The organism is Haladaptatus halobius (assembly GCF_020618475.1).
GTDB classification, from domain to species: Archaea; Halobacteriota; Halobacteria; order Halobacteriales; family Haladaptataceae; genus Haladaptatus; species Haladaptatus halobius.
The window spans coordinates 518,008-540,184 of the sequence record NZ_CP085335.1; the positions used below are offsets into that span (position 1 = coordinate 518,008).

The window sequence follows — 22,177 nt, forward strand, 5'->3', positions numbered from 1 at the left end:
TCGAGCCGGTCTCAGCGGTCGCTTCCGCCGTCCTGTGGCTTTTATCCGTGGAGTCGGTAGTTCCGGTATGAGCGACACCGATTCGCTGACTGTCTACTCGGACTACATCTGTCCGTTCTGCTACCTCGGAAAATCCTCCCTCGAAAACTACCGGGAAACCCGCGACGGCCCCCTCGACGTGGAGTGGCACGCCTACGACCTTCGGGGGAACAAACGGGAAGAGGACGGGAGCATTGACCACGACGCGGACGACGGAAAAGACGACGCGTACTTCGAGCAGGTGCGCGAGAATGTTAGAAAACTCGCCGAACGCTACGACGCCGAGATGAGCCTCGACTTCGCGCGCGAAGTGGACTCGTGGAACGCGCAGCAAGCCGCCCTCTACGTCCGTCGGACGCACAACGACGGGACGTTCCGAGCGTTTCACGACGCTGTCTTCGACGCGCTCTGGCAGGACGGCCGCGACATCGACGACCCGGACGTGCTGGCCGATGTCGCCGAAGGCGTCGGCATCGACCCCGACGAGGTCCGTTCCGCGATAGCGGACGAGACACTCAAAACCGAACTGCGGGAGCGGTTCGACGATGCGCAGGAAGTCGGCGTCTCGGCGGTGCCGACGTTCGTCTACGAGGAGGACGGCCGACCGCTCGCCGCGCAGGGTGCCGTGCCGCCCGCCCAACTCCGGCGACTCGTGGAGGGTTCGGAACCGAACCTCTGAGGTACGTCGAGCACCAACCTCGGAGCAGATGACCGCCGCGTCACAACCGCTTCACGCCGTCGCGTCCGGTAGCGACTTGCTCCTTCCGACCGTCATCGCGCTGGCGGCGCTGGGGTCGGCGCTCGTCCTCGCGCTCGCGCTGGTCGCGTTCCGGCAACGGCGCACGTTTCCCTACCTGCTGGTGACGCTGGCGTTCGCGGCGCTAGCGGGGCGGGCGGTCGTCGGGGGACTGACGACCGCCGACTATCTCGCCATGAGCACGCACCACATCGCGGAGCACGCGCTGGACGTGGTCGTCGTCGCCCTACTCGTCGGAGCGGTATACTACACGAGGACGGTGGAAACGCGATGACCGAGACGCGAACCCGGATAGCAGAGCAGGTCGAATCCCGTCCCGGCGTCCACTTCAACGACCTCGTCCGGCGGTCGGAACTCGCGCCCGGCCAAGTGCAGTACCACCTCCGGGACTTGCTCTCCGAGAACCGACTCGCCAGCGAGCACCTGTACGGCAAGACGCACTACTACCCGCCGGAGTACGACGACTGGGAGCGGTCGGCGCTCGCCCTGCTCCGGCGCGAAACCGCCCGCAACGTGCTCGTCTCCCTGTTGGAACGCGAGACGGCCCGACCGGCGACGCTCGCGGACGACATCGGCATCGCCCGGAGCACGCTCGAATGGCACGTCGGGCATCTGGTGGAACAAGACCTCGTCGAGAAACGGCGGGACGCGAGAAATCGGGTGACGCTCGCCCCGACTCGCCCCGAGGCGACCGCTCGGTTGCTGGCCGCCATCACGCCGTCGTTTCCGGAGCGCATGGTCGACCGGTTCACGCGACTCGTGGACGACCTGCTGTCCGAGTAGCGTTGAGTCGCTCGGAATCGAACTACTTGTTTTGGACGCCGAACCACACCAGATTCCCGGCAAGCAGGGCGACGCTGGCGACGAAAAAGAGCGCCCCGACCGGCGAGGAGAGGTCGACAAAGAGCCAGTAGAGCGGTGCCGCCGCGGACGGTCCGACTGACACCACTGCGAGTTCCGAGATGATGGGGCCGCAGCAACAGCAGGCGTTGGGAGCCGCGACGGCCGCCGTCCCGGAGGTGACCTCCGTCGTTCCGGTTCTCGTTCCACCTTGCCACTGGTAGGCGATGACCGCGCCGTTCAGGCCGACGAGCGCGGCGACGACCCCGATCTGGATCAGCATTCCGAGCGAGAACACGCAGGCGAACGGAATCTGCGGGAAGCTGAACTCCAATGCCGTCCAGTAGACGATCGGATTGGCGACCGGAGCCGTTACGACGAACGCTCCCTCCGGCACGCCGACGCCGTGCTCCGGGACGAAGGTGAGCATCCCCATCGAGAAGGCGAAGAAGAGTCCGGCGAGCACGCCCGTTCCGACGCCGAACCACCGAGCGGGGCGGTCGCGGGTGACCCACGCCAGCGGTTCGCGGGCGTCGCGCCAGTGGAGGTATCCGACACCCAGTGGTAGGCCGAGGACGAGCAGATAGCCCAGCGGATGCGTTCGCGCGCCGAACGCGTCCATCGCCGCGGGGTAGGCGACCCACGCGCCGAGCGCCATCCTGAGTCCGGCGTAGCGCGGGCGTTTGGGCCACTTCAGGCGGCCAGCGACGAAGCTTCCGACCGCGATCACAGTCCCGGCGGCCAGCGTCAGCGGCTGATACCACTCCCTGCTGAGGGGTGCCTGCGACGCCCGAATCGTTTCGACCGGCGACAGCTGCACCAGTCCGACCGCGCCCGCGGCGGTGACGAACAACCCCGCGAAGACGCCCCAGAGCGCGAGCGTTCGTCGCCGTTCCCACGCGGTGCGTCCGAGGTGGACGCTTCCCCGACGACCGCGACGCCCGCGAACAGAACCACCAGCGCGAGCCACTGCGGATACGGCGGTGCGTGTCCTCCGCCGTGGGCGGAGACGACCGGAAGCGTCCCGAGCGCCGACAGCGCGACGAGTATCCGGCTACTCCACGCCCCCACATTCGATTCCATGGTCAGTTCTAGCCGCCTCGTCGTCATGTATGCACTGGATTCGTTCGCTCGAAAACTTCCTTCGAAAATCGCCGGAAAAAGCACGCTCAGCCGAGGACGGAGTGCGAACGAATCACTCGGCTTGCACCGCACAAGACTCTTCGGCGTACTCCACCGCTTCGATGGAGTCGATGGCGTCCTCGCCGCAGACTGGGCAGTCCGGATTCCGCCGGAACTCAACTTCCTCGAAGCTCATATCCATCGCGTCGTAGAACAGCATCCGACCGTCCAGCACGTCGCCGATTCCGACGAGGTACTTCACCGTCTCGGTCGCCTGGATACAGCCGACGGTGCCCGGAAGCACGCCGAGAACGCCCGTCGTCGCGCAGTCGGCGACCATCCCCTCGGGCGGCGCTTCGGGGAACAGACATCGGTAGCACGGCCCGTCCGTGGTGAACGTCGTCACCTGCCCCTCGAACTTGTAGATCGCGCCGTGGGAGAAGGGCGTCTCCGTGAGCGTACACACGTCGTTGACGAGGTAGCGCGTCCGGAAGTTGTCGCTCGCGTCCACGACGAAATCGTAGTCCGCGACGAGCTCTTCTGCGTTCTCCGGTTCGACCCGCAGTTCGTGCGTCTCGACGCTCACGTCGGGGTTCAGTTCCGCGACGAACTCCGCCGCGCTCTCGACTTTCGGTCGTCCGATGTCGTCGTCGCCGTGGATGACCTGTCTTTGTAGGTTGTTTCGCTCCACCGCGTCGTCGTCCGCGATGCCGAGGGTTCCGACGCCCGCCGCCGCGAGATACTCGATGGCGGGTGCACCGAGACCGCCCGCGCCGACGACGAGGACGGCGGAATCGAGGAGCGCCTTCTGACCCTCCGGCCCCACTTCGTCCATGATGATGTGCCGTGAGTAGCGGTCGAGCTGTGTCGCGTCGAGCGAGAGGCCGCTCATAGCTCCGGATTGGGGGTATCGGGCTATAAACCCGCGGTTCGAATCTTCTGACTCGACGACGGTTCGTCGGGCGACGCTTTCGCAATCATCGTGGCCGCGGCGGTCTTCTCGCCGCACAATCGGCAAACGCGGCTTCTGCCGAAGTACCCTTGTCCGAGGGGTTTGTACGTTCGCGCATGGCGACCAACCGCAAGTTCCAATTGTCGAAGCGTCCCGAGGGAACGCCCGACCGCGATACGTTCGAACTCGTTGAGGAGAGCGTACCGGAACCGGGGCCGGGCGAAGCGCTCGTTCGAACGCTGTACCTCTCGGTCGACCCGTACATGCGCGGGCGGATGCGCGCCGGCGAGTCCTACGCCGAACCGTGGGACGTCGGCGAACCGCTTCAGGGTGGCGTCGTCGGCGAAATCGTCGAGTCCAACGGCGCGGGCTTCGAAGAGGGAGACGTGGTCGCCGGAAACCTCCAGTGGGCGAAGTACGCCACCGCTTCTGGCGGTTCCCTCCAGTCCGTGAATCCCGACCTCGCACCGATTTCGACCGCGCTCGGCGTCCTCGGGATGCCCGGCAGAACCGCCTACTTCGGGATGCACGAGGTGGTCGAACCGATGGCGGGCGACACCGTCGTCATCTCCGGGGCGGCGGGTGCGGTCGGTTCGGTGGCGGGCCAGATAGCGAAGCTTTCGGGAGCGCGAGTCGTCGGCTTCGCCGGGTCGGACGAGAAAGTCGCGTTCCTCGAAGAGGAGTGCGGCTTCGACGTCGGAATCAACTACGAATCCGCGGACGACTACGGGGCCGCCTTGGACGAGGCCGCGCCCGACGGCGTGGACGCCTACTTCGACAATGTCGGCGGCGAGATAACCGACGCCGTTTTCTCGAAACTGAACGTGGACGCGCGAGTCGCAGTGTGCGGGCAGATCGCGCTCTACAACGAGGAGTCGGTTCCGACCGGGCCGCGCAAACTCGGCAAACTCATCGAGAAGCGAGCGCGAGTCCAGGGCTTTCTCGTCGGGGATTTCTCGCCCCGATTCGAGCAGGCGACGCGGCAGTTAGCCGAGTGGATTTCGTCGGGCGAACTCGCCTACCGCGAGACCGTGACGGAGGGCTTGGAGAACGCTCCCGACGCCTTCTTGGGGCTGTTCGAGGGCGAGAACATTGGCAAGCAGCTGGTGAAAGTCGGCGAGCGTGGGGAGTGACGAGTCGGTTCGGGCGACCGCCTTCGGGATACCCGTGCATTCCGCCTTTCACCTCCTATCCGACCAATCGCTTTCGGATCGAGTCGGCGAAAAACAGGAGAAACCAGGAGTACATCGCCAACCGCGCGCTCACGGTGGCTATCAGAACCGACCCGGCGAAAACGACGGACGGGGTGAGAATGCTGAGGGTGACGTCGTGCATCCGTTCCCCGTCGACCGCGTCGTCGAGTAAGTCGTTCGACCACGCGTACCGCCACAGGATGGAGAGAACGACGCCCGTTAGCGTGAGCGTTCCTGCGTAAACCATCACGGGAAAGCCGCCTGGGAAGTCGCCGATCAGCGAGGTCGAAAACGGAATGAACGCGATGAACATGAGATAGATGATGTTCAACCAGAGAAGCCCTCGGTCGTACCGCCTGACGTCCTCGAAGATGCTGTGGTGGACGATCCAGTAGTTCCCGATGACGAGAAAACTGATGACGTAACTCAGAAAATCCGGCCACTCCTCGAGAACCCGGTGCATGCCGACCGTCGCCGACGCGGTCGAATCGGGTAGTTCGATGTTCAGAATCAACAGCGTGATGGCGATTGCGAAAACGCCGTCGCTGAATCCCGACAGTCGAGCCAGTCCTTCCAGTCGCCGTCGATCAGACGCCCCCGAGTCCCTCATCGATTTAGATAACTATCTCCCCGTTGATATTGATTGTGCAGGGCCTGAGCTCGATGCTCGGCGACGGGGTTCCACATCCGGGGCCACGAACGTCGTCGGAACGACGACGAAGCATCCCTTTCCGGGGGAGTCTTCCGTCGTTTCCGTACCGTACTTCGATGCCCGCCGGCACGATCCGTCCGTAGCCGCCCCTCGGCAGCACGAAGAATTTTCCGTGTCGCTGTCGTACCCATGTCGGTCAGCATGAAACTACAGGTGGGGGAAGAGGTCGTGAACGAAATGCAGTGGAAGATAGACGCGAAACTGGCCGAGTTCGAGTTCGAATGGGGGCCGTTCGAGTTGGAAATCGAACTCGGGGGAGACGCGGAGATCGAACTGGAACTGAAGGAGGACGACTGACTCCGGGCGCGCCGGTCGCGCTTCGATTTCGGTTTCGGTTTCGGCGGGTGATACGCGGAAAAACGAACCGGCGAGAAACGTCGCCAATTCGGGCTATAGGTCGGCGTAGTTCTTCGCGACGCCCGACTCCGAGTGAACTTCGTCGCCCGTGTTGCCGGCGACGTACACCTCGCTCCCGTTTCGGTTAACCTCGAAGTGGACGTGCGGTCCCGAGGAGTGGCCCGAACTGCCCATCGTTCCGACCTGCTGGTTCCGTTCGACGTACTCCCCGTGGGAGACGCTGAATCCCTGCAGGTGGCAGTAGAGCGTCCGGTAGCCGTCTTCGTGGTCGATGTAGATGTAGTTCCCGCAACCGCCCTCCTCGTACGCTCTGTAAGCCGTACTGTTCAGCACAGCCTTCACCGGCTGCCGTAGTCGTTGGCGATATCCACGGCGCTATGGTAGCGGCCGCCGCGGTCGTCGTAGTCCGAGGAGATGTACTCGAGGGACGGGTAGGTGATGTCCGCCGGGTTGAAGTTTCGGTTCGGTATCCAACCGGAAACCCGACCGTTGTCGCCGTCGCCGTTCTTCTGGCATCGCCACCATCTGAACCCGTCCTCGTCTATCGGCCCGTCGACGATGCCGCCGCCGGTGTGCTTTTCCGCCGTCGCCCGGATGCCGTTTTCCGTTCCGAGGCCGTTCGAACCCACGTGTTCTCGGTCGTGTAAATCGGTTAGCTGATGTATCGAGCGGACACGGTTCCGCTCGTCGCGGTCAGACCGACGGCGCCGACGATGGCCGAGCCCGATGCCTTCAGTAACTTCCTCCTGCTTGTTTCGTTTGTCACCGTGGAATCTCGGATTATAGTATGAAACGATAGAAAATAAATTTTTATACAGAAAAATATAATTTTAATTGGCTATCCTATCCCCCGCCGAACTTACTCGACTTCGAGATTCGCCGAGAAGGACGCGGCCGCTTACGTCGCAAAACGCTCGACGTTCGCGGCGACTGGCGATTTCATATCGCTGTACGAAGTGTACCCATTCGAAATGGTCGCCGCCCGCTCTCGGTTTTGCTATCGAAGCCGCTGGCTAACTCCGCAGGGGACGTTCGAACGAGAGCGTCGCTTCCCAGAGCGACGTCTGACCGACGAACGTTCGAAATACGGCTACTCCGCTTGCAGAGGGTTGCTAAAAAACGAACCGACGCGGTGCGAATCGGGCGGGTTACTTCCCGCGACCTTTGCCTTTCGAGTTGCTGGGGCGGGTGTGTTCGGTTCCCTTCCCGCGCTGTTGCAGGCCGCGGTTGCTCTGACCCGCGCTCGTGAGACCGCGCTGGGCGCGGCCGCGGTGGACATCGTCACAGATCCAGTTCAAGTCGTCGTCGTTCTGGATGGCGGGGTGTTCGGGGTCTACGAGGATGACCTCGTGCCACTTCTGGCTTCCGTCTTCGCCGACCCAGTAGGAGTTGAGCACGCGAAGGTTCGGGTACTTCTTGCTGACGCGCTCCTCGGCGATGCGCTGGATGTTCTTGCGCCGCCCGAGGCGGTTGACACCCTGTCGCTTGGAACGGCGACCGGCCTTGAATCGCTGCTTCCGCGCGCCGCCCTTGCGGACGCTCGCGCGCACGACGACGACGCCCTGCTTGGCCTTGTAGCCGAGTTCGCGGGCGCGGTCGAGTCGGGTCGGGCGTTCGATTCGCTCGATAGCGCCCTGTTTGCGCCAGTCCTGTTTTCGTTGCCACTGGAGTTCGGCGAGTTTGCCGTCGTCCGGGTCTTTCCACGCTTCTCGGATGTGAGAGTAGAAGCTTTTTGCCATGGTCTATCACCACGGGCGTTGAGTGGTTCAGCGTCTTCGGCGGAAGTCCGCCTCTCCGCGGTTCGAGGATCCGCGCACGCCACATTCCGGCCTGCGTTCGCAGGTGCCCGCTGGTGCCCGTCGTCCAGCGAGTTATCCGGAATTTCCCGGTTCACGGGTTTAAGGGCTTCGTCTTCTCTCGGGCGAACTCGGCGATCGGTCTCACGGCCCATCGGACGGAAGCGAAGCCGAGCGACGATACGGAATGCCTTCGCAGGATTCCGCGAAAGCACGGCTCTGATAATCACCTTGCTAACTCATGCCACGAGGAAAAGTCGTCCAGTGGTGTAGTTCACCTATGACCTTCGTAGCCCGATACGAAACCGACGGGGTGACACGCTGATGGCCATCCTCGAACTCGCGGTCGCGTTCTTCGTCCTCGCAATCATCGCCGGAGCGATGGGTGCGGGCGGCGTCGCGGGGCTGTCGATGGACGTCGCCAAGTGGTTGGTCATCATCTTCCTGGTGTTGGCCGTGCTATCGCTCATCTTCTGAGTGGTCGCGCACCGATCCGAACCGTCCGTCCGCGATGGCCTGCGCGACGCTCGGAACGTCAACCTCGCCGACGAGACGGGGGTATTTCCGCCGGAAGTAGCTCACCACGTTGCGAACGTCGCGCTCCAGAAACTCCGCCGCGTTCTGGTGGTCGGTGGGGACGGCTTGCGGCCAGTCGAAGACCGTGACGCCCTCGCTGTTGACAAACACGTTGTACTCGCTCATGTCCGCGTGAATGTATTCGTGCGCGTAGGCCCCGCTCACCTCGCGGAGCACGAGATCTAACACCGGCACGACCTGCTCGTCCTCGAACTTCGCGCGCGCGAGTTCCACACCATCGACCTTCTCCATCACGATGGCATGGCGGTTGTGGTCTATCGGTCGGGGCACGCTCACGTTCGGATACAGTGCTTCGAGCACGCTGTGTTCGCGTTCGGCGGCTTTACGCGCCGTGTAGAGCCACGAAACGTGCTCGTGTTCGGACGTGTAGTCGCGCTCTTTCATCACCTCGCGGAAGTTGGTGTACCCCTCGCGGTGGTACTTCAGCGCGAGCGGGCGGAACGACTGCACCTCGTACACGTCGCTTTCCTTCCCAACCCCGAGCGGCGAACCGACGCCCTGAATCGTATCGCGCTCGGCGAACGCCCGAAGCGCCAGCGCGTCGTACCCTTCGAAGGTGAGAGTGTACCCCTCGTACTGGATGGTCTTGCGCTCCAGCAGTTCCCGGTCGAGACAGCGGTCGATTCGGTAGTCCACCTCCTCGGCCGTCAGCCGCGAGAACTTCGGAATCTTCTCCTTTTGTACCCACTCGCTGAAGCGCATCCCTTGCTCGACGCCGGAGAGTAGATAGAAATCCTCCGGCTCCAGCTCGGCCATCTCCGGCGCGACGTTCCGAACCATCACCGGCAACTAGCTGTCCGCGGCGTAAGGCATTTGCGACCCGGACGGCGGTGTTAGAAACACCGCTGGATTCGGATTCCACTTCCTTCTCGGCATCTGCCGTCTAGCGACGAGACACCGAAAGCGGCGACGCGAGGTTCAGTCCCGATACTCCAAACGGAACGACCGAAAATACGTGGCTCTCGCGAGGCGGGTGACGCTACTTATTGGGCGTACTCGGCGACCGAGGTGAGGGGTGCGTTCCCGGCGCCTTCTCCGAGAAGCTACTGAACGGATTCGGCGACCGGAGGAGCGCGATCGCACTCCACATGACCTCCGTGAGAACCGCCCCGAACGCCGAGAGCGTCATCCCGAGAGTGGCGAAGGCCGTTCCGTAGATTAGCCCGATGATGGCCGACGGGAGGGTCGTCCCGAGCGGGATGGTCGCCATCTCGTCGCGGAGGGTCGGGCCGAGCACGACGAGCGAGAATACGTTTCCGGCGAGGAAGATGAGGTCTTGCCAACTCATCGTATCACCCGGGATTGCTTAGCGTTCGAACGTTTTTCAACACCACAGCCGAGATGAGACAACCGGTTCTCGTCTCGTAAGTTCCTCACCAGAATCATCTCTGGGCGTGAACGACTACGAGGCGGAGTGTGGAAGACGTCCGTGGTGGCACGAGGACGCCGGAACCGAAGAACGCGTCTTTTTCGACTTCGAATCGCAGGTTCGCTGGTAGAACACGCGCTTTACGGCTCGTTCCCCGGTTCGAATTTCGGGCGAGTGAGTCGACGATAAACCACGGAGTGCGATATAAAATCGCTCGGTACGACGATACTCTCACTTCGGCAAATAACTCATCGGACGAATCCTCGCTGTCAGACGTAGCTTCATTCGGTTTCCAGCACCTACCTACCGCTGTCGATGAACTACCGACGTCCGTCATCGTGAGGATGGACGAATTGCCACTATGAACTGAATACGGGATTTCAACGGTGGGCACCGCTCGTTGGCTCGAAACTGATGCGGGCCGGTGCTGAGCCGAATGCGGTTTTATCCGCCTTGCTTTTCTCCCTCACGAGATCCTTAACCTCACGATACACGCGCTCTGTCCGTCACTTGTCTGCGATACGCCTACCACTGGCACGTCCACGAAATGATAAACAAATAATATCATCTGGGTCGCCGCCCAAGTGCCGCGTATGAATCCACTAGCAAGCCGGCAGCGGAAGGAGGAAGGGAAGTGAACCTAAACGAGGGGGATCACAGGTCATTGGCGCTCTGGGCCGCCGACTGCGCCGAGCACGTACTCCCGCACTTCGAGGAGGAGTACCCGAAAGACAACCGCCCTCGGAAAGCCGTCGAAGCCGGGCACGCCTGGGTGCGCGGTGAGGTCGGGGTGAGCGAGGCGCGCGAGGCCGCACTCGCCGCCCACGCCGCCGCACGCGACGCCGATCGAACTGCGGCCACCGCCGCCGCTCGTGCCGCCGGTCACGCCGCTGCAACCGCCCACGTCGACGACCACGCTCCGCACGCTGCCACCTACGCTGTCAAAGCCGTTACCGCCGCCGTCCCCACCGACGCCGACGCTGCCACCGCCGAGGAACGCGATTGGCAATTCAGACAGCTTCCGAAGCACCTTCGATCAGTCGCGTTTCCCGACCGAGGCGACGATTGACCGGGGTGCCGGTCGGACACGCTAAGGGCGTTGGGTAGGTTCACGCGCGGTACACGGAGGCTGCCCGGGCGGGTCGGTGGTGTGGTCGCGTCAGCGTGAGTTTCTGCGCTGTTCGTGACCGTCGGAGAACAGTGGAGATAAGGTAATTTCACCCCCGTTTTCGTTCATAGGTCGGTCGAGTTCGGAACCTGTGGCGACACTCGACTGCTCCTCGCCACTCCACCTCCGTTCGACCTGTCTTCACGCAGGATTGGCAGGTGCGACCAGATACTTGTGCCCACCCCCGTAAGAGAGACGCATGGACGCGAAACGGGAACTACTGAACGTCCTGCTGTCGAACGCCCGTGTGAGCACCGCCGACCTTGCGCGTCAGACGGGTCTGTCGGAGTCCGAGGTCGAGTCGCTCGTCGCGGAGCTCGAATCGGAGGGCGTCGTCCGCGGCTATCACGCGGTCGTCGACTGGAACCAGTTATCGGAAGAACACGTCGAGGCGGAGGTAGAACTCAACGTCGAACTCGACCGCGAAACAGGGTACGAAGAGATCGCACGGCGAATCGCCAAGTTTCCGGAGGTAGCGTCGCTTCGCCTGGTCAGCGGTGATTACGACTTCGCCGTCGACGTCGAGGGCGAGTCGATGCACGACGTTTCCAACTTCGTCTCCGAACAGATCGCACCGATTCCGGAGGTGACCCAGACGGTGACCCACTTCGTGATGGAGACGTACAAGAAGCGCGGCATCGAGTTCGACGACCGCGACGAAGACGACCGCCTCTCCGTCTCGCCATGAAACCAGCCGACAGGGTCGACCGAGTGCCGCCGTCCGGAATCCGGCGCTTCTTCGAACTCGCGGAGGAGCGAGACGACATCATCTCGCTCGGCGTCGGTGAACCGGACTTCTCCGCGCCGTGGGCCGCTCGCACCGCCGCCATCGACTCGCTGGAGCGCGGGCGAACGTCGTACACCGCCAATCGAGGACGCCGCGACTTGCGGGAAGCGATCGCGGATCACGTTCGGCGGTACGACCTCGACTACGAACCGGACGAGGAGATTCTGGTGACGGCGGGTGCGAGCGAGGCCGTCGACCTCTCGATGCGGGCGCTGGTCGACCCTGGCGACCGCGTCGCGGTTCACCAACCGTCGTACATCTCCTACGTCCCCGGAATAGTTTTCTCGGGCGGCGAGCCGGTTCAGGTGCCGACTCGCGCCGCCGACGATTTCGCGCTCACATACGAGGCGCTTGAAGACGCGGGCGCGGCGGATGCCGAGGCGCTGGTGCTGTGTTATCCCAACAATCCGACGGGCGCGACGATGACCCGCGACGAACTCGCGGAGGTCGCGGAGTTCGTCCGCGAACATGACCTGTTCATCCTCTCCGATGAGATATACGCCGCGCTCACCTACGACGGCGACCACACCTCCATCGCAACCTTCCCGGGGATGCGCGAGCGAACGGTCGTGTTCAACGGGTTCTCGAAGGCGTACGCGATGACGGGGCTGCGATTGGGGTACGCGCTCGGCCCGAAGGAAGCCATCGACGCGATGAACCGCATCCACCAGTACTCGATGCTTTCGGCCCCGGTGACCGCCCAGTACGCCGCGCTGGAAGCACTTCGCAGTTGCGAGGAGAGCGTCGCGGAGATGCGCGACGAGTACAACCGGCGGCGACGATTCGTGCTCTCGCGGTTCGACGAGATGGGTCTGAACTGCTTCGAAGCTAGCGGCGCATTCTACGCTTTCCCCGCCTGCGGGGGCGACGACGAGGCGTTCGCCGAAGACCTCCTCCGGGAGGAAGGCGTTGCGGTCGTGCCGGGGAGCGTCTTCGGTGCGGGCGGCGAGGGACACCTGCGCGTCTCCTACGCGACCGGGATGGCCGACCTCCGCGAGGCTATGCGCCGCATCGAGACGTTCGTCCGCCGCCGGTGACCGGCGAAACCCTCTCCGCGACCGAAGGCGCGTTCACGTTCGCCCGGTGACGAACGATTATCTCCGCTCGGGGGGTGAGAGCAGTCGATGATAACGGAAATCGGACGGACGACGCTCCTCGTCGATGACCACGACGATGCGCTCGAATTCTACACCGAGACGCTCGGATTCGACGTGCTGTACGACGACGAACTCGAAGACGGATTCCGCGCGGTTCACGTCGGACCCTCCGACCGACGACCGGTCGGCATTTGGCTGATGGAGGCGGTCGGCGACGAGGAACGTGCATTGATAGGGAACCAGACGGGACGCGAACCGACGTTCGTCTTTTACACGGACGACTGCCGGGAAACGTACGAAACGCTCCGCGGCCGGGGTGTCGCGTTCATCGTCGAACAGGAGGCGAGCGAGAGCGGCGTTCACGTCCACTTCGAAGACCTGTACGGTAACCGAATAGTGCTCGCCGAACTCCCCGAGTGACGACGGGGTAACGACCCTCTTCGAACTGTTCCTCGTCGGAGTGCGTCGAGTCGGCAACAACGCTTTTCCGCGGATGTCTCGGAGTCTTTGGTTGCTATGGATGGAGTCGAACACGGTGACACCGTCAGCGTCTCGGAGGCCGTCTAGGCCGAGTTACACCACTGACATGAGGGAGGAAACGCCAGACCGCGGCGTCGAACTCCGACGCCGCAGATGGAAGCCACGGGACAGCGGCGACGAACACGAGGTGCTGGAGGTCGCGGTGCCTGTCGTCAATCCGCAGTCGACGACCCGCGACTCGGCCGTCGACGGCGACGTACTCGTCGGCGAGATTCCCATCTCCAACGCCGAGGTTCCCCCGGCCGACGAACCGCTGGACGCGGCGGCGGTCACCATCCTCGAAGAGCGCGTCACCGCCTACTACCCGCGGGCGGATCGACTGTTCACCCTGACGTGGGTCGCCAGCACCGACGACTGGGAGTACGACGAACACGGCTCGCCGGCCGGCGAGTTCGACCTCGAAGATTCGACCCTTGACGCCGAGGAGGCCGTCCTCTGGGAACGCGAATAGGTGCGGACGAAGCGTCCGAAAGCGAACGACCTCGATCTCATTCGGGTGCGACGAGTTCGACCTTGACGCGCTCCGGGTCTTCGAAATAGACGGCGTAGTGGTCGTCGCCGCCCGCGAATGGGTGGTCGTATTCGTACAGTATCGGCACGCCTCTCGCACGCAGTTCGTCGGTCAGGTCGTCCACCTGCTCGCGCGACTCGGCGTGGAAGGCGAGATGGTTCAGCCCCGGCCGACAGCGGTGGTAGGGTACGTCCAGATACTCCTCGTCGGCTTGTACGAGGACGACGTAGGTTTCCCCACGCTTCCACGACCGACCGTCGTCCCAGTCCTGATAGACCGAGTAGCCGAGTTCACCAAGTAACCAGCCCCAGAACGAGGACGACGCGGCGAAATCGGAGGCGTACAGTTCGACGTGGTGGAGGAGTCCGGCGTTGGAATCGGGAGTCACGACCGAACCGAGAGACAGGAGGACGATACGTCCGTCGAAACTTTCCCGCGTCGTTACACCTTCACGACGACGGTGTTCGCCGCCAAATCGCCGAGTCGCTGTCGACGGTCTGTCAACACCATCGTCAGAAATCCGAGCGCGTAGAGAAAGACGAAATCAACCGGTCGGAGCAGATTTCGAAGTGCGAGCGCGCTTCGAGGGTGCTGACCCGTCCTTCGTGACGACGGTGACCCCGAGCAACCGTTTACCTGGCGTGCTTCCGGCCAGCGTCTCCAGCGCGAAGTGAAACAGTAGCGGTGTGACGAGAAATCCGACGAAGAAGGCTATTTCCGTGGAAACCACGTCCGTCAGCAACGCGCCGTTCGCCATCGCCAGCGTGACGACGAATGCACCATCGACGATCGCCGCGACGACCCGCCGGAGAATCGGGATCTCCGTCGTCTGCGGTCGTGGCCGCACTGCGGCACTGTTGGAGTCGTCTTCTGCCGGTTCCGGACTCTCGGTCACGTCGCCTCCGTGCCGGAGCCACCGCGGACGGTACGCACGGGTGACGGCGAGGGTTCGACCGACCGCGCCGGTCGTTAGCCCCGACAGATGCGCTTTCCCGGTTATCAAACATGCCGACCCATAGCCCTCTCGCTCGGCGAGTTTTTCGGCGGTGTCGAGCATGAACTCGTTTCGCGTCCGAACCATCCGCGTGGCCACCACCAGATACACCAGCGCCAAAGTCAGCGCGAAGAGCCACGAGAACGGTGCTCGAGTCGAGACGACCCAGAGCAGTCCCCACGTCAGCGGTAGCGCCATCGCTGCACCCGCGGGTCGATTCCAGCGCGCGACGAGGCCGGGGAGCGTCCACACCGCCACGAAGATTGTGACGGTCACGGCGGCCGCAACCGGACGCGACCTCGCCAGTGGCGCCAGCAGACCCAGTTCACGACCGACCAGCACCACCGCCCGTCGTTCAGGATTTGAAGCGGATGTCTGTCGACCGCGTGCAGTGCAACGTCGCGCTCGTCGGCGTACTTCCGCGCGACGACGAGTTCCATCGGCAGGACGTTCCGCAGTCCGACCACGAAGAACGGGACGAAGAGCAGGAAGTAGAACGCGGTTCCGACGAGCACGAGCGGATTCTTCACCAGTGCGAGCGCCAGCGACCGAAGCGCCAAATCTCGCAGATACTCGACGAAGAGAGCGTCCGGGTCGTCGGCGTAGTCCGCGAGTTCGTCCGCGACCTTCCGCGATCTATCGAAGTGAATCGACCCGAACAGCGAGAGGTCGAGCGGTCGCGCCTGCTCGTCGCGTCTCTCCGCCCGCGCTTCGGTAGCCATCGTTCTGCCAGAACCACCGTTCTTCCGATATTTATCGTCTCCTGATTTATCGCGGTCAACTCGTTTCGAGATGCACATCCGAACCGCCGCAACCGACGACATCCCGTCGCAGATGGCCGCCACGCCTATTGATTTCTGCGTCGAATCGCCATGCATGAGCGACCTCTCGATTCGAACATCCGCATTCACCCACGGCGAATCGATACCCGAGAAGTTCACCTGCGAAGGGGACGACATCTCCCCAGAGCTGACCATCGGCGACGCGCCCGACGAGGCCGAATCGCTCGCCGTCATCGTGGACGACCCGGACGCGCCGGACACGACATTCTCCCACTGGCTCGTCTGGAACCTGCCGCCTGACACGGTCGAGATTCACGAGGGCGTTCCGCAGACCGAAACTGTCGGTACCCTCGACGGCGCGCGCCAAGGACGAAACGATTTCGGCGAAGTGGGCTACCGCGGCCCCTGCCCGCCGGAGGGTCACGGCACCCACGAGTACCGGTTCCGACTCGTCGCGGTCGAGGAGACGTTGGATCTGGAACCGGGTCTCCCGCGCCGTGAGTTGGACGACGCGCTCGAAGACGTTCGACTCGCGGAAGCGCAGTTCACGGGGACGTTCGAACGCTGAGTCGACCGACCGAGTTTCCTCGCAGACGCTAACTCGTCCCGACCGACCCGTCACGGACACCGACTACCGGAGGCCGACCGGTCGGCGCATCGCTCGTCCGCAACCCACATTATCCGCCTCCTCCAATCTCCGCGCATGACACTTGCGGACAGGGAGTGGCGGCTGATTCGGGAGGAGTCGCGGGACGGGCCGCCGACCATGGCGCTGGACGAGATCGCCGCGGAGACCGCCGCCGAGGGCGGCCCGCGCACCCTTCGCGTGTATCGCTGGAAGCCGAGCACGCTGTCGCTCGGTTACCGGCAAGACGCTGAGACGGTGAACTGGGAGTTCTGCGAGCGCGAGGGGGTCACCGTCACCCGGCGGCCGACCGGCGGCGGCGGCATTTATCACGACAACTTCGGCGACATCTCCTACTCTATCGTCGCCCCCGCCGACGAACTGCCTGGCAATCTGATGGAGACGTACGAACTGCTCTGTGACCCCATCTTCGACGCCTTCGAGCGCATGGGAATCGACGCGACGTTCTCCGACGAAAAGCTCCCCGCCATCTACCAACCGGCGTGCTACCTTCGGGAACTGCACCCCGCCCACGACGTAGTGGCAAACGGGCGAAAGATCAGCGGAAACGCCCAGTATCGGCGGAAAGACGCCGTCATCCAGCACGGCTCGCTGAAGTTCGCGCTCGACGCGGAGCGCCACCTCGCCACGTTCGCCGACCCGCGAACGACGCCCGAGGAGTTCCACGAGCGCGTGACGACCATCCGAGAGGAGGCCGGAATCGACCGCGGGGAAGCCGTCACCGCGGTCGAAGAAGCCCTCCGTGACTGGGGCGACGCCGAGGAGGGGTCGTGGACCGACGACGAACTCTCTAGCGCACGCGACCACGCGCGCGAGAAGTTCGGAAGCGACGAGTGGACGAGGCGGCGTACCGACCCTACCGCGTGAATCGCCCGGTCTCGGCTCTGCACTCGACGACGATTATCCCTCCCTCGCGCGAGTTTCGCTTCGGTTTGCTCCTCGCACTTCGGACAGTCGCGCCGGAGGTCGACTCGCTCGTCCTCGACGCGCGGTGCGCCGAGCGCCAGCGCGACGACGCGCTCCGCCCCGCGATTCGTCCCGCGCTGGAACTCGCCCGGAGCGAACCGCACGAGTTCACCCGCACCGACGGTCACGGCCCCGAACTCCGTCTCGAACGTCGCCGTACCGGACTGGACGTAGAACACCTCTTCCTGTTCGTGGTGGCGGTGATAGCAGAAGTCGAAGCTATCGCTGGGGGCGAATTCGTAATAGTTGACGGCGACGCGTTCGGTTCCGAGGGCGGCGGAGAGCGGTCGGAACACGTCCCCGGCGCTGACGAACGAATCGACTTCCTCGACGGTTACCTTCTACATCGGAGAGCGTTGAATCAAATCGTTGATAATTCTATCGATTTTCTCCCGATTCGACTGCGGTTCGACCGCGGCGAACGCTATTCGAAGTGCATTTGACCCCCGGCTTATTAGTCAGCGTACATGCGAGTCGGAGCACACGTTTCCGTTGCGGGCGGCGTGGACAACGCCGTGGAACGCCAGTTGGACGTCGGCGGTAACTGCGGGCAGATATTCACACACTCCCCGCAGGTGTGGCAAGACCCGAACATCGGCGACGAAGAAGCGGCGTCGTTCCGCGACGGAACCGCAACGCACCTCGACGGGCCGTGGGTCATCCACTCGTCGTACCTCGTCAACCTCTGCACGCCGAAGGACGACCTTCGTGCGAAATCCATCGACAGCATGCAGAAAGAGGTGGACGCGGCGGCCAAACTCGGCGTCGAGTACGTGAACGTCCACCTCGGCGCGCACACCGGGGCGGGCGTCGACGGCGGCCTCGACAACGCCGCCAGCGCACTGGACGAACTGGACGTTCCGGACGGCGTCACCGTCCTCATCGAGAGCGACGCCGGAAGCGGGACGAAACTCGGCGGAGACTTCGAGCATCTGAACGAAGTACTCTCCCGGTCGGAGCAAGACCTCGACGTCTGTCTCGACACGGCCCACGCGTTCGCGGCGGGCTACGACCTATCCACCCGTGAAGGCGTCGAAGGAGCCGTCGAGGAGTTCGACGACATGGTCGGACTGGAGCACCTCCGGTGCGTCCACCTGAACGATTCGAAACACGAGTGCGGGACGAACAAGGACGAACACGCCCACATCGGCGAGGGTCTCATCGGCGAGGAGGGCATGGATGCGCTCATCAACCACTCCGACCTCGAAGACGTTCCCCTCGTCCTCGAAACGCCAAACGAGGACGGGAAGGGCTTCGCCGAGAACATCGCCCGCGTGAAGGAGATCCGCGAGAACGGCGACTGCTGAGTGGTCGCGGCGCCCTCCGAATCTTTTTATCGTCTCGGCAGGAGATTCCGCTATGCGTTTCCAATCTCGAACCCTCCAACTCGTCAGTCTGCTGGCGTTCGTCGTCGGTCTCGTCGGCTATACTGTCTTCGGCTGGCGGTTCGACTCCTCCGGTAGTTCGGTCGTTACGGCCCTCGGAATCATCGTGCCCTCGTCGCGGTCGCGCTGACGATTCTGCGCGCTCGGTGAGGGAGTTCGTTGCAACCTGATTTTCGAAATAGGTTAATCGGTTGACTCCCATCGAGAAAGCATGAGCTACCTCCGACGCGCGGGAACGTACACGACGCAGGCGTTCCTCTTCAACCTCGTGTCGGCTCCGCTCGTCCTCGCGGCGTTTGGCGGGTCGGACGGATCCCCCTTTCTCGGACTCCTCGTTTCGCTGCTGACCGTCTGCGAACGCGCTCATCCTGTTCTACAACGTGGGAACCTTCGTGAGGGACATATCGGGTGAGTACGGGACGTCCCCCGACGATTCCGAGGCGTCGAAGGACTTGGTGAAGTTCTTCGACGACGAGATCTGAGGTCGGTGAGGATTCACGCAAGCACGAAGCTCAGCAGCCACATCGCGCCCATTCCGACGACCAGCGTCGCCAAGATGTCCTCGGTTCGCCACGCGACCAGCGCCGCCAGCGCGCCCGCGAACAGGCGAACGTTGTCCAACGAGAGCGAAACGGCACCGTCCGTGTAGAGCAGTTGCGGAACGACGAGCGCCGAGAGCACCGCCGCCGGGACGAACCGAAGCGCCTGCTCGACGCGTTCCGGGACTTCGTCGAACAGCCCGAACAGCGCGATGAACGACAGCCGGATGGCATACGTTCCGACGCCCGCCGCGAGGATGATGAGCCACAGCATGCCCCCGCCGAACTCGGTTTGGGGCACTCAGGCCACCTCCTCGACCAGCACACCGGCGGCGATGCCGGTGACCGCGGCCACGATGAGTCCGAGGTCGAACGGCAGTCCGTTGGCGGCGACGGCCGTCGTCCCGCCGACGAGCGCCGCGACGACGGTCGGTCGGTCGGTGACGGCCGGCACCAGCACCGCGAGGAAGACGAGCGGGATGGCGAAGTCGAGGTGCCAACCCGCGGGGACGTTGGCTCCGAGGAGGATTCCAGCGACGGTCGCGGCCTGCCACGTCACCCAGAGGGGCACCGCCACGCCGAGGTAGTACCACCGCCGATTCGTCGTCTCGTTGTTCTCGAACTCCACCAGCGAGACGGCGTAGGCTTGGTCGGTGAGCAGGTACGAGAGCCCCCCCTTCCACCTCGTCGACAGGGGTTCGAAGTGCGGTGCGATGGACGCACTGTACATCATCATCCGGAGGTTGACGATGAGAACCGTCAGCACTATCACTGCGGCGGGCGCGCTCTTGCCGATCAGCTCCACGGCGGCGAGCTGCGACGCCCCGGCGAAGATTACGACCGACATTGTGAGCGCGTGTACCGCGGGGATGCCGACGCTGACCGCCGCGACGCCCGCGACCGTTCCGAACGGGACGATACCGAGCGTTATCGGGAGGGCCACACGAACTCCGGAGAGAAAGTCTGCACGTGGTGACGACACTGTCTTTCCGTAGGTCCGCTGGAGGGTATCAACTTTGGTATCCTGGCGACCTTCGGCGGAGACCGCCCCGCTTTTCCCACCGTCGCCCGAAATGAGGGTGAGGAACTCGATAGTGCGAGCATTCTCCGCAGACTACCTTCGACGGACGCGAGAGGGGTTGTGGGAGTCCCGTGAGGCGCTCCGCGACCTCGAACTCGACACCCGCCGGCGCGCGCTGGACATCGGCTGTGGTACGGGGGAACTCACCCGCGTTCTCGCGGACGAGACGTCGGGTGAAGTCGTCGGCGTGGACGCCGACCGCGACCTGTTGACCGTCGCGACAGAGTCCGTTCCGGTCGTCGCGGGCGACGCCCATCGACTTCCCTTCCCCGATGATAGCTTCGACCTCGTCGTTTGCCAAGCCCTGCTTATCAATCTCCCCGACCCGGAGCGAGCGGTGCGGGAGTTCGCCCGGGTCTCGTCCGACCTCGTCGCGGCCATCGAACCGGACAACTCGTCGGTGTCCGTCGAATCGACGGTTTCCGCGGAGAGCGACCTCTCCCGACGCGCGAGGGCGGCATACGTCGCGGGCGTGGACACGAACGTCGCGCTCGGCGGCGGAGGAACGCGGGAGGCGTTCCACGCCGCCGGACTCGACGACGTGTCGACTCGCACGCACCACCACGCGAAGACGGTCGAACCGCCGTACTCGGCACGCGAACTCGAAGCCGCGAGGCGAAAGGCGACCGCGGGTGCGCTGACGGACAGACGCGAGACCTTGGTCGGCCCGCTCGCGCCGGACGAGTACGAGCGACTGCGCGCCGACTGGCGCGAGATGGGTCGCACCGTCGTCGACCAGATGCGGGCGGGCGAGTACCGACGAGCGGAGGTCGTTCCGTTCTACGTCACGACGGGCCGCGTGTGAACTGAAACCGTTATCTCACGCACGAGTCAGGGATACGATATGGATCCACGAATCCGAAGGCACGCAGAGATAATCGTCGACCACTCCGTGAAGGTCGAGAAAGGCGACACGGTACAAGTTGCTGCTCCCGCAGTCGCCGAAGACCTCGTGGTCGCGCTCTACGAGCAACTCGGCGAGCGCGGTGCGAAACCGTCGCTCTCGATGCGGAGTTCGCGAGCAGACCGTGCGTTCCTCCGGGCTTGCGACACCGACGATTTCGAACTGCACGAGCACTCGATGGCGGAGATGGAGGAGACGGACGCGGTAATCATCGTCAAAGGCTCGGAGAACGCGGCGGAGACGAGCGATGTACCGCCCGAGAAAGTCGCTGCACGCACCAGCGCCAACGCGCCGATTCAGCGAGAACGGATGGGAAAACGCTGGGTCGGCACGCAGTTCCCCGCGCCCGGCGAAGCCCAGCTAGCTGAGATGAGAACGTCCTCCTACGAGGAGTTCGTCTACGGGGCGATGAACAAAGATTGGGACGAGCAGCGCGAGTTCCAACGGCAGATGGTCGAGATTCTCGACCCCGCCGACGAGATGCGTATCGTTTCGGGCGACACGACCGACCTCACCATGTCGATCTCGGGCATGAAGACCATCAACGATTACGGCGAGAAGAATCTGCCCGGCGGTGAGGTATTCACCGCGCCCGTGCCCGATTCTGTCAAGGGCGAAGTGCTATTCGACAAACCGGTCATGCGACAGGGGCGGGAGATAGAAGGCGCGTGGCTCCGCTTCGAGGGTGGTGAAGTGGTGGAACACAATGCGGAGAAAAACGAAGACGTTCTCGTCGGCGTGCTCGATACGGACGAAGGAGCGCGCAGACTCGGCGAACTCGGCATCGGGATGAACCGCGACATCGACCGATTCAGCTACAACATGCTGTTCGACGAGAAGATGGGCGACACGATTCATCTCGCCATCGGGAAGGCGATCCGCGAGACGGTGCCGGAGGAACGACCGTACAACGAGAGCGCCGCGCATCTCGACATGATCGTCGATATGAGCGAGAACTCGTTCATCGAAGTAGACGGGGAAATCGTCCAACGAGACGGAACGTTCCGGTTCGAAGACAACTTCGACGAGTAGAGCCACCAGTC

Annotated in this window: 32 protein-coding genes and 1 pseudogene; 18 read left to right on the forward strand and 15 right to left on the reverse strand. The window is 63.6% G+C overall.

Going from position 1 to position 22,177, the window contains the following annotated elements; genetic code table 11:
- Positions 1-67 precede the first annotated feature (67 nt).
- From LIW51_RS02935 to LIW51_RS02945, 3 genes are read left to right on the forward strand one after another with little or no spacing between them, the layout of a single operon-like run.
- Positions 68-718, forward strand: coding sequence for a DsbA family oxidoreductase (locus LIW51_RS02935; RefSeq protein WP_227375748.1), 651 nt, complete (start codon positions 68-70; stop codon positions 716-718).
- A gap of 28 nt (positions 719-746) precedes the next feature.
- A complete protein-coding gene (locus LIW51_RS02940) occupies positions 747-1,070 on the forward strand; it encodes a DUF7471 family protein (protein WP_227375749.1) in 324 nt (107 codons plus the stop codon).
- Positions 1,067-1,579, forward strand: coding sequence for a winged helix-turn-helix transcriptional regulator (locus LIW51_RS02945; protein ID WP_227375750.1), 513 nt, complete (start codon positions 1,067-1,069; stop codon positions 1,577-1,579). Before LIW51_RS02940 ends, LIW51_RS02945 begins: the two co-directional genes overlap by 4 nt.
- Positions 1,580-1,601: 22 nt before the next feature.
- On the opposite strand, the gene LIW51_RS02950 is transcribed toward LIW51_RS02945, so the two are convergent.
- Together LIW51_RS02950 and ubaA are read right to left on the reverse strand one after the other, a co-directional pair.
- Entirely contained in the window at positions 1,602-2,606 is a 1,005-nt protein-coding gene (locus LIW51_RS02950) for a hypothetical protein (protein WP_227375751.1), read from the reverse strand.
- A 225-nt stretch (positions 2,607-2,831) separates the two neighbouring features.
- Complete coding sequence (ubaA, locus tag LIW51_RS02955; protein WP_227375752.1) at positions 2,832-3,650, reverse strand: SAMP-activating enzyme E1; 819 nt, start codon at positions 3,648-3,650, stop codon at positions 2,832-2,834.
- Between the two features lie 176 nt (positions 3,651-3,826).
- On the opposite strand from ubaA, the gene LIW51_RS02960 reads away from it, so the two are divergent.
- On the forward strand, positions 3,827-4,843 hold the full coding sequence (locus tag LIW51_RS02960) for an NADP-dependent oxidoreductase (RefSeq protein ID WP_227375753.1): 1,017 nt from the start codon (positions 3,827-3,829) through the stop codon (positions 4,841-4,843).
- Between the two features lie 55 nt (positions 4,844-4,898).
- On the opposite strand, the gene LIW51_RS02965 is transcribed toward LIW51_RS02960, so the two are convergent.
- Positions 4,899-5,513, reverse strand: a complete 615-nt coding sequence (locus tag LIW51_RS02965) for a TMEM175 family protein (protein WP_227375754.1) — start codon at positions 5,511-5,513, stop codon at positions 4,899-4,901.
- Between the two features lie 243 nt (positions 5,514-5,756).
- Here LIW51_RS02965 and LIW51_RS02970 point away from each other — a divergent pair, with 243 nt between their 5' ends.
- Positions 5,757-5,912 (forward strand): hypothetical protein, encoded by a 156-nt coding sequence (locus LIW51_RS02970; protein WP_227375755.1) that lies wholly within the window; start codon positions 5,757-5,759, stop codon positions 5,910-5,912.
- Positions 5,913-6,005: 93 nt separating this feature from the next.
- Here LIW51_RS02970 and LIW51_RS02975 read toward each other — a convergent pair whose 3' ends face one another.
- The 4 genes from LIW51_RS02975 to LIW51_RS02990 all read right to left on the reverse strand — a co-directional run bounded on the left by LIW51_RS02975 (position 6,006) and on the right by LIW51_RS02990 (position 7,711).
- Positions 6,006-6,305, reverse strand: a complete 300-nt coding sequence (locus LIW51_RS02975) for a M23 family metallopeptidase (protein WP_255767016.1) — start codon at positions 6,303-6,305, stop codon at positions 6,006-6,008.
- Positions 6,306-6,310: 5 nt separating this feature from the next.
- Positions 6,311-6,601 carry a hypothetical protein gene (locus LIW51_RS02980; RefSeq protein WP_227375757.1) on the reverse strand — a complete coding sequence of 97 codons (291 nt, stop codon included), beginning with the start codon at positions 6,599-6,601 and terminating at the stop codon, positions 6,311-6,313.
- Between the two features lie 23 nt (positions 6,602-6,624).
- Positions 6,625-6,738 carry a twin-arginine translocation signal domain-containing protein gene (locus LIW51_RS02985; RefSeq protein ID WP_227375758.1) on the reverse strand — a complete coding sequence of 38 codons (114 nt, stop codon included), beginning with the start codon at positions 6,736-6,738 and terminating at the stop codon, positions 6,625-6,627.
- A gap of 382 nt (positions 6,739-7,120) precedes the next feature.
- Positions 7,121-7,711, reverse strand: a complete 591-nt coding sequence (locus tag LIW51_RS02990) for a 50S ribosomal protein L15e (RefSeq protein ID WP_227375759.1) — start codon at positions 7,709-7,711, stop codon at positions 7,121-7,123.
- A gap of 387 nt (positions 7,712-8,098) precedes the next feature.
- Here LIW51_RS02990 and LIW51_RS02995 point away from each other — a divergent pair, with 387 nt between their 5' ends.
- Positions 8,099-8,245 carry a DUF1328 family protein gene (locus tag LIW51_RS02995; protein WP_368411764.1) on the forward strand — a complete coding sequence of 49 codons (147 nt, stop codon included), beginning with the start codon at positions 8,099-8,101 and terminating at the stop codon, positions 8,243-8,245.
- Here the strand turns inward: LIW51_RS02995 and LIW51_RS03000 are convergent.
- Both LIW51_RS03000 and LIW51_RS03005 read right to left on the reverse strand, forming a co-directional pair.
- Positions 8,228-9,145, reverse strand: coding sequence for a serine/threonine-protein kinase RIO2 (locus LIW51_RS03000; RefSeq protein ID WP_227375761.1), 918 nt, complete (start codon positions 9,143-9,145; stop codon positions 8,228-8,230). The two genes, LIW51_RS02995 and LIW51_RS03000, sit on opposite strands and share 18 nt — an antisense overlap.
- A 199-nt stretch (positions 9,146-9,344) precedes the next feature.
- Positions 9,345-9,653, reverse strand: coding sequence for a hypothetical protein (locus LIW51_RS03005; protein WP_227375762.1), 309 nt, complete (start codon positions 9,651-9,653; stop codon positions 9,345-9,347).
- Positions 9,654-10,368: 715 nt separating this feature from the next.
- Here LIW51_RS03005 and LIW51_RS03010 point away from each other — a divergent pair.
- The 5 genes from LIW51_RS03010 to LIW51_RS03030 all read left to right on the forward strand — a co-directional run bounded on the left by LIW51_RS03010 (position 10,369) and on the right by LIW51_RS03030 (position 13,777).
- On the forward strand, positions 10,369-10,803 hold the full coding sequence (locus LIW51_RS03010; protein WP_227375763.1) for a putative immunity protein: 435 nt from the start codon (positions 10,369-10,371) through the stop codon (positions 10,801-10,803).
- Between the two features lie 298 nt (positions 10,804-11,101).
- Complete coding sequence (locus LIW51_RS03015) at positions 11,102-11,590, forward strand: Lrp/AsnC family transcriptional regulator (protein WP_227375764.1); 489 nt, start codon at positions 11,102-11,104, stop codon at positions 11,588-11,590.
- A complete protein-coding gene (locus LIW51_RS03020; RefSeq protein WP_227375765.1) occupies positions 11,587-12,726 on the forward strand; it encodes a pyridoxal phosphate-dependent aminotransferase in 1,140 nt (379 codons plus the stop codon). Before LIW51_RS03015 ends, LIW51_RS03020 begins: the two co-directional genes overlap by 4 nt.
- A gap of 87 nt (positions 12,727-12,813) precedes the next feature.
- Complete coding sequence (locus LIW51_RS03025; protein ID WP_227375766.1) at positions 12,814-13,206, forward strand: VOC family protein; 393 nt, start codon at positions 12,814-12,816, stop codon at positions 13,204-13,206.
- 166 nt (positions 13,207-13,372) lie between these two features.
- Positions 13,373-13,777, forward strand: coding sequence for a hypothetical protein (locus tag LIW51_RS03030; RefSeq protein WP_227375767.1), 405 nt, complete (start codon positions 13,373-13,375; stop codon positions 13,775-13,777).
- A gap of 37 nt (positions 13,778-13,814) precedes the next feature.
- Here the strand turns inward: LIW51_RS03030 and LIW51_RS03035 are convergent, their stop codons facing one another.
- From LIW51_RS03035 to LIW51_RS03045, 3 genes are all read right to left on the reverse strand, one after another.
- Entirely contained in the window at positions 13,815-14,225 is a 411-nt protein-coding gene (locus tag LIW51_RS03035; protein WP_227375768.1) for a VOC family protein, read from the reverse strand.
- Positions 14,226-14,381: 156 nt separating this feature from the next.
- Positions 14,382-15,107, reverse strand: a complete 726-nt coding sequence (locus LIW51_RS03040) for an RDD family protein (RefSeq protein ID WP_227375769.1) — start codon at positions 15,105-15,107, stop codon at positions 14,382-14,384.
- Positions 15,104-15,553 (reverse strand): hypothetical protein, encoded by a 450-nt coding sequence (locus LIW51_RS03045; protein ID WP_227375770.1) that lies wholly within the window; start codon positions 15,551-15,553, stop codon positions 15,104-15,106. The genes LIW51_RS03040 and LIW51_RS03045 overlap by 4 nt, the downstream gene beginning before the upstream one ends.
- 70 nt (positions 15,554-15,623) lie before the next feature.
- On the opposite strand from LIW51_RS03045, the gene LIW51_RS03050 reads away from it, so the two are divergent.
- A complete protein-coding gene (locus tag LIW51_RS03050) occupies positions 15,624-16,181 on the forward strand; it encodes a YbhB/YbcL family Raf kinase inhibitor-like protein (RefSeq protein ID WP_227375771.1) in 558 nt (185 codons plus the stop codon).
- A 135-nt stretch (positions 16,182-16,316) separates the two neighbouring features.
- The gene (locus LIW51_RS03055; protein WP_227375772.1) at positions 16,317-17,126 is read left to right on the forward strand and encodes a lipoate--protein ligase family protein; all 810 of its coding nucleotides are present in this window, start codon (positions 16,317-16,319) and stop codon (positions 17,124-17,126) included.
- Here the strand turns inward: LIW51_RS03055 and LIW51_RS39835 are convergent.
- A pseudogene (locus LIW51_RS39835) lies at positions 17,116-17,521 on the reverse strand (cupin domain-containing protein). The gene LIW51_RS03055 and the pseudogene LIW51_RS39835 sit on opposite strands and share 11 nt — an antisense overlap.
- Before the next feature lie 171 nt (positions 17,522-17,692).
- Between LIW51_RS39835 and LIW51_RS03065 the strand changes: the two are divergent.
- The 3 genes from LIW51_RS03065 (at position 17,693) to LIW51_RS03075 (ending at position 19,022) form a co-directional block, all read left to right on the forward strand.
- Positions 17,693-18,532 (forward strand): deoxyribonuclease IV, encoded by an 840-nt coding sequence (locus LIW51_RS03065; RefSeq protein WP_227375773.1) that lies wholly within the window; start codon positions 17,693-17,695, stop codon positions 18,530-18,532.
- Positions 18,533-18,584: 52 nt separating this feature from the next.
- Positions 18,585-18,740 carry a hypothetical protein gene (locus LIW51_RS03070; RefSeq protein ID WP_227375774.1) on the forward strand — a complete coding sequence of 52 codons (156 nt, stop codon included), beginning with the start codon at positions 18,585-18,587 and terminating at the stop codon, positions 18,738-18,740.
- Between the two features lie 81 nt (positions 18,741-18,821).
- Positions 18,822-19,022: a hypothetical protein gene (locus LIW51_RS03075; RefSeq protein ID WP_227375775.1), complete on the forward strand. Its 201-nt coding sequence runs from the start codon at positions 18,822-18,824 to the stop codon at positions 19,020-19,022.
- 83 nt (positions 19,023-19,105) lie between these two features.
- On the opposite strand, the gene LIW51_RS03080 is transcribed toward LIW51_RS03075, so the two are convergent.
- The gene (locus tag LIW51_RS03080; protein ID WP_368411765.1) at positions 19,106-19,423 is read right to left on the reverse strand and encodes an AzlD domain-containing protein; all 318 of its coding nucleotides are present in this window, start codon (positions 19,421-19,423) and stop codon (positions 19,106-19,108) included.
- 27 nt (positions 19,424-19,450) lie between these two features.
- On the reverse strand, positions 19,451-20,092 hold the full coding sequence (locus LIW51_RS03085) for an AzlC family ABC transporter permease (protein WP_227375777.1): 642 nt from the start codon (positions 20,090-20,092) through the stop codon (positions 19,451-19,453).
- Between the two features lie 151 nt (positions 20,093-20,243).
- On the opposite strand from LIW51_RS03085, the gene LIW51_RS03090 reads away from it, so the two are divergent.
- Together LIW51_RS03090 and LIW51_RS03095 are read left to right on the forward strand one after the other, a co-directional pair.
- A complete protein-coding gene (locus LIW51_RS03090; RefSeq protein ID WP_227375778.1) occupies positions 20,244-21,035 on the forward strand; it encodes a class I SAM-dependent methyltransferase in 792 nt (263 codons plus the stop codon).
- A 39-nt stretch (positions 21,036-21,074) separates the two neighbouring features.
- Positions 21,075-22,166 (forward strand): aminopeptidase, encoded by a 1,092-nt coding sequence (locus tag LIW51_RS03095; RefSeq protein ID WP_227375779.1) that lies wholly within the window; start codon positions 21,075-21,077, stop codon positions 22,164-22,166.
- The last annotated feature ends 11 nt before the right edge of the window (positions 22,167-22,177 follow it).

Coding starts and splice junctions, on each gene's coding strand:
- LIW51_RS02935 (WP_227375748.1), top strand. CDS start 68: ATGAGCGACACCGATTCGCTGACTGTCTACTCGGACTACATCTGTCCG.
- LIW51_RS02940 (WP_227375749.1), top strand. CDS start 747: ATGACCGCCGCGTCACAACCGCTTCACGCCGTCGCGTCCGGTAGCGAC.
- LIW51_RS02945 (WP_227375750.1), top strand. CDS start 1,067: ATGACCGAGACGCGAACCCGGATAGCAGAGCAGGTCGAATCCCGTCCC.
- ubaA (WP_227375752.1), bottom strand. CDS start 3,650: ATGAGCGGCCTCTCGCTCGACGCGACACAGCTCGACCGCTACTCACGG.
- LIW51_RS02960 (WP_227375753.1), top strand. CDS start 3,827: ATGGCGACCAACCGCAAGTTCCAATTGTCGAAGCGTCCCGAGGGAACG.
- LIW51_RS02965 (WP_227375754.1), bottom strand. CDS start 5,513: ATGAGGGACTCGGGGGCGTCTGATCGACGGCGACTGGAAGGACTGGCT.
- LIW51_RS02970 (WP_227375755.1), top strand. CDS start 5,757: ATGAAACTACAGGTGGGGGAAGAGGTCGTGAACGAAATGCAGTGGAAG.
- LIW51_RS02990 (WP_227375759.1), bottom strand. CDS start 7,711: ATGGCAAAAAGCTTCTACTCTCACATCCGAGAAGCGTGGAAAGACCCG.
- LIW51_RS03000 (WP_227375761.1), bottom strand. CDS start 9,145: ATGGTTCGGAACGTCGCGCCGGAGATGGCCGAGCTGGAGCCGGAGGAT.
- LIW51_RS03005 (WP_227375762.1), bottom strand. CDS start 9,653: ATGAGTTGGCAAGACCTCATCTTCCTCGCCGGAAACGTATTCTCGCTC.
- LIW51_RS03015 (WP_227375764.1), top strand. CDS start 11,102: ATGGACGCGAAACGGGAACTACTGAACGTCCTGCTGTCGAACGCCCGT.
- LIW51_RS03020 (WP_227375765.1), top strand. CDS start 11,587: ATGAAACCAGCCGACAGGGTCGACCGAGTGCCGCCGTCCGGAATCCGG.
- LIW51_RS03025 (WP_227375766.1), top strand. CDS start 12,814: ATGATAACGGAAATCGGACGGACGACGCTCCTCGTCGATGACCACGAC.
- LIW51_RS03030 (WP_227375767.1), top strand. CDS start 13,373: ATGAGGGAGGAAACGCCAGACCGCGGCGTCGAACTCCGACGCCGCAGA.
- LIW51_RS03045 (WP_227375770.1), bottom strand. CDS start 15,553: ATGGCTACCGAAGCGCGGGCGGAGAGACGCGACGAGCAGGCGCGACCG.
- LIW51_RS03050 (WP_227375771.1), top strand. CDS start 15,624: ATGCACATCCGAACCGCCGCAACCGACGACATCCCGTCGCAGATGGCC.
- LIW51_RS03055 (WP_227375772.1), top strand. CDS start 16,317: ATGACACTTGCGGACAGGGAGTGGCGGCTGATTCGGGAGGAGTCGCGG.
- LIW51_RS03065 (WP_227375773.1), top strand. CDS start 17,693: ATGCGAGTCGGAGCACACGTTTCCGTTGCGGGCGGCGTGGACAACGCC.
- LIW51_RS03070 (WP_227375774.1), top strand. CDS start 18,585: ATGCGTTTCCAATCTCGAACCCTCCAACTCGTCAGTCTGCTGGCGTTC.
- LIW51_RS03075 (WP_227375775.1), top strand. CDS start 18,822: ATGAGCTACCTCCGACGCGCGGGAACGTACACGACGCAGGCGTTCCTC.
- LIW51_RS03080 (WP_368411765.1), bottom strand. CDS start 19,423: ATGCTGTGGCTCATCATCCTCGCGGCGGGCGTCGGAACGTATGCCATC.
- LIW51_RS03095 (WP_227375779.1), top strand. CDS start 21,075: ATGGATCCACGAATCCGAAGGCACGCAGAGATAATCGTCGACCACTCC.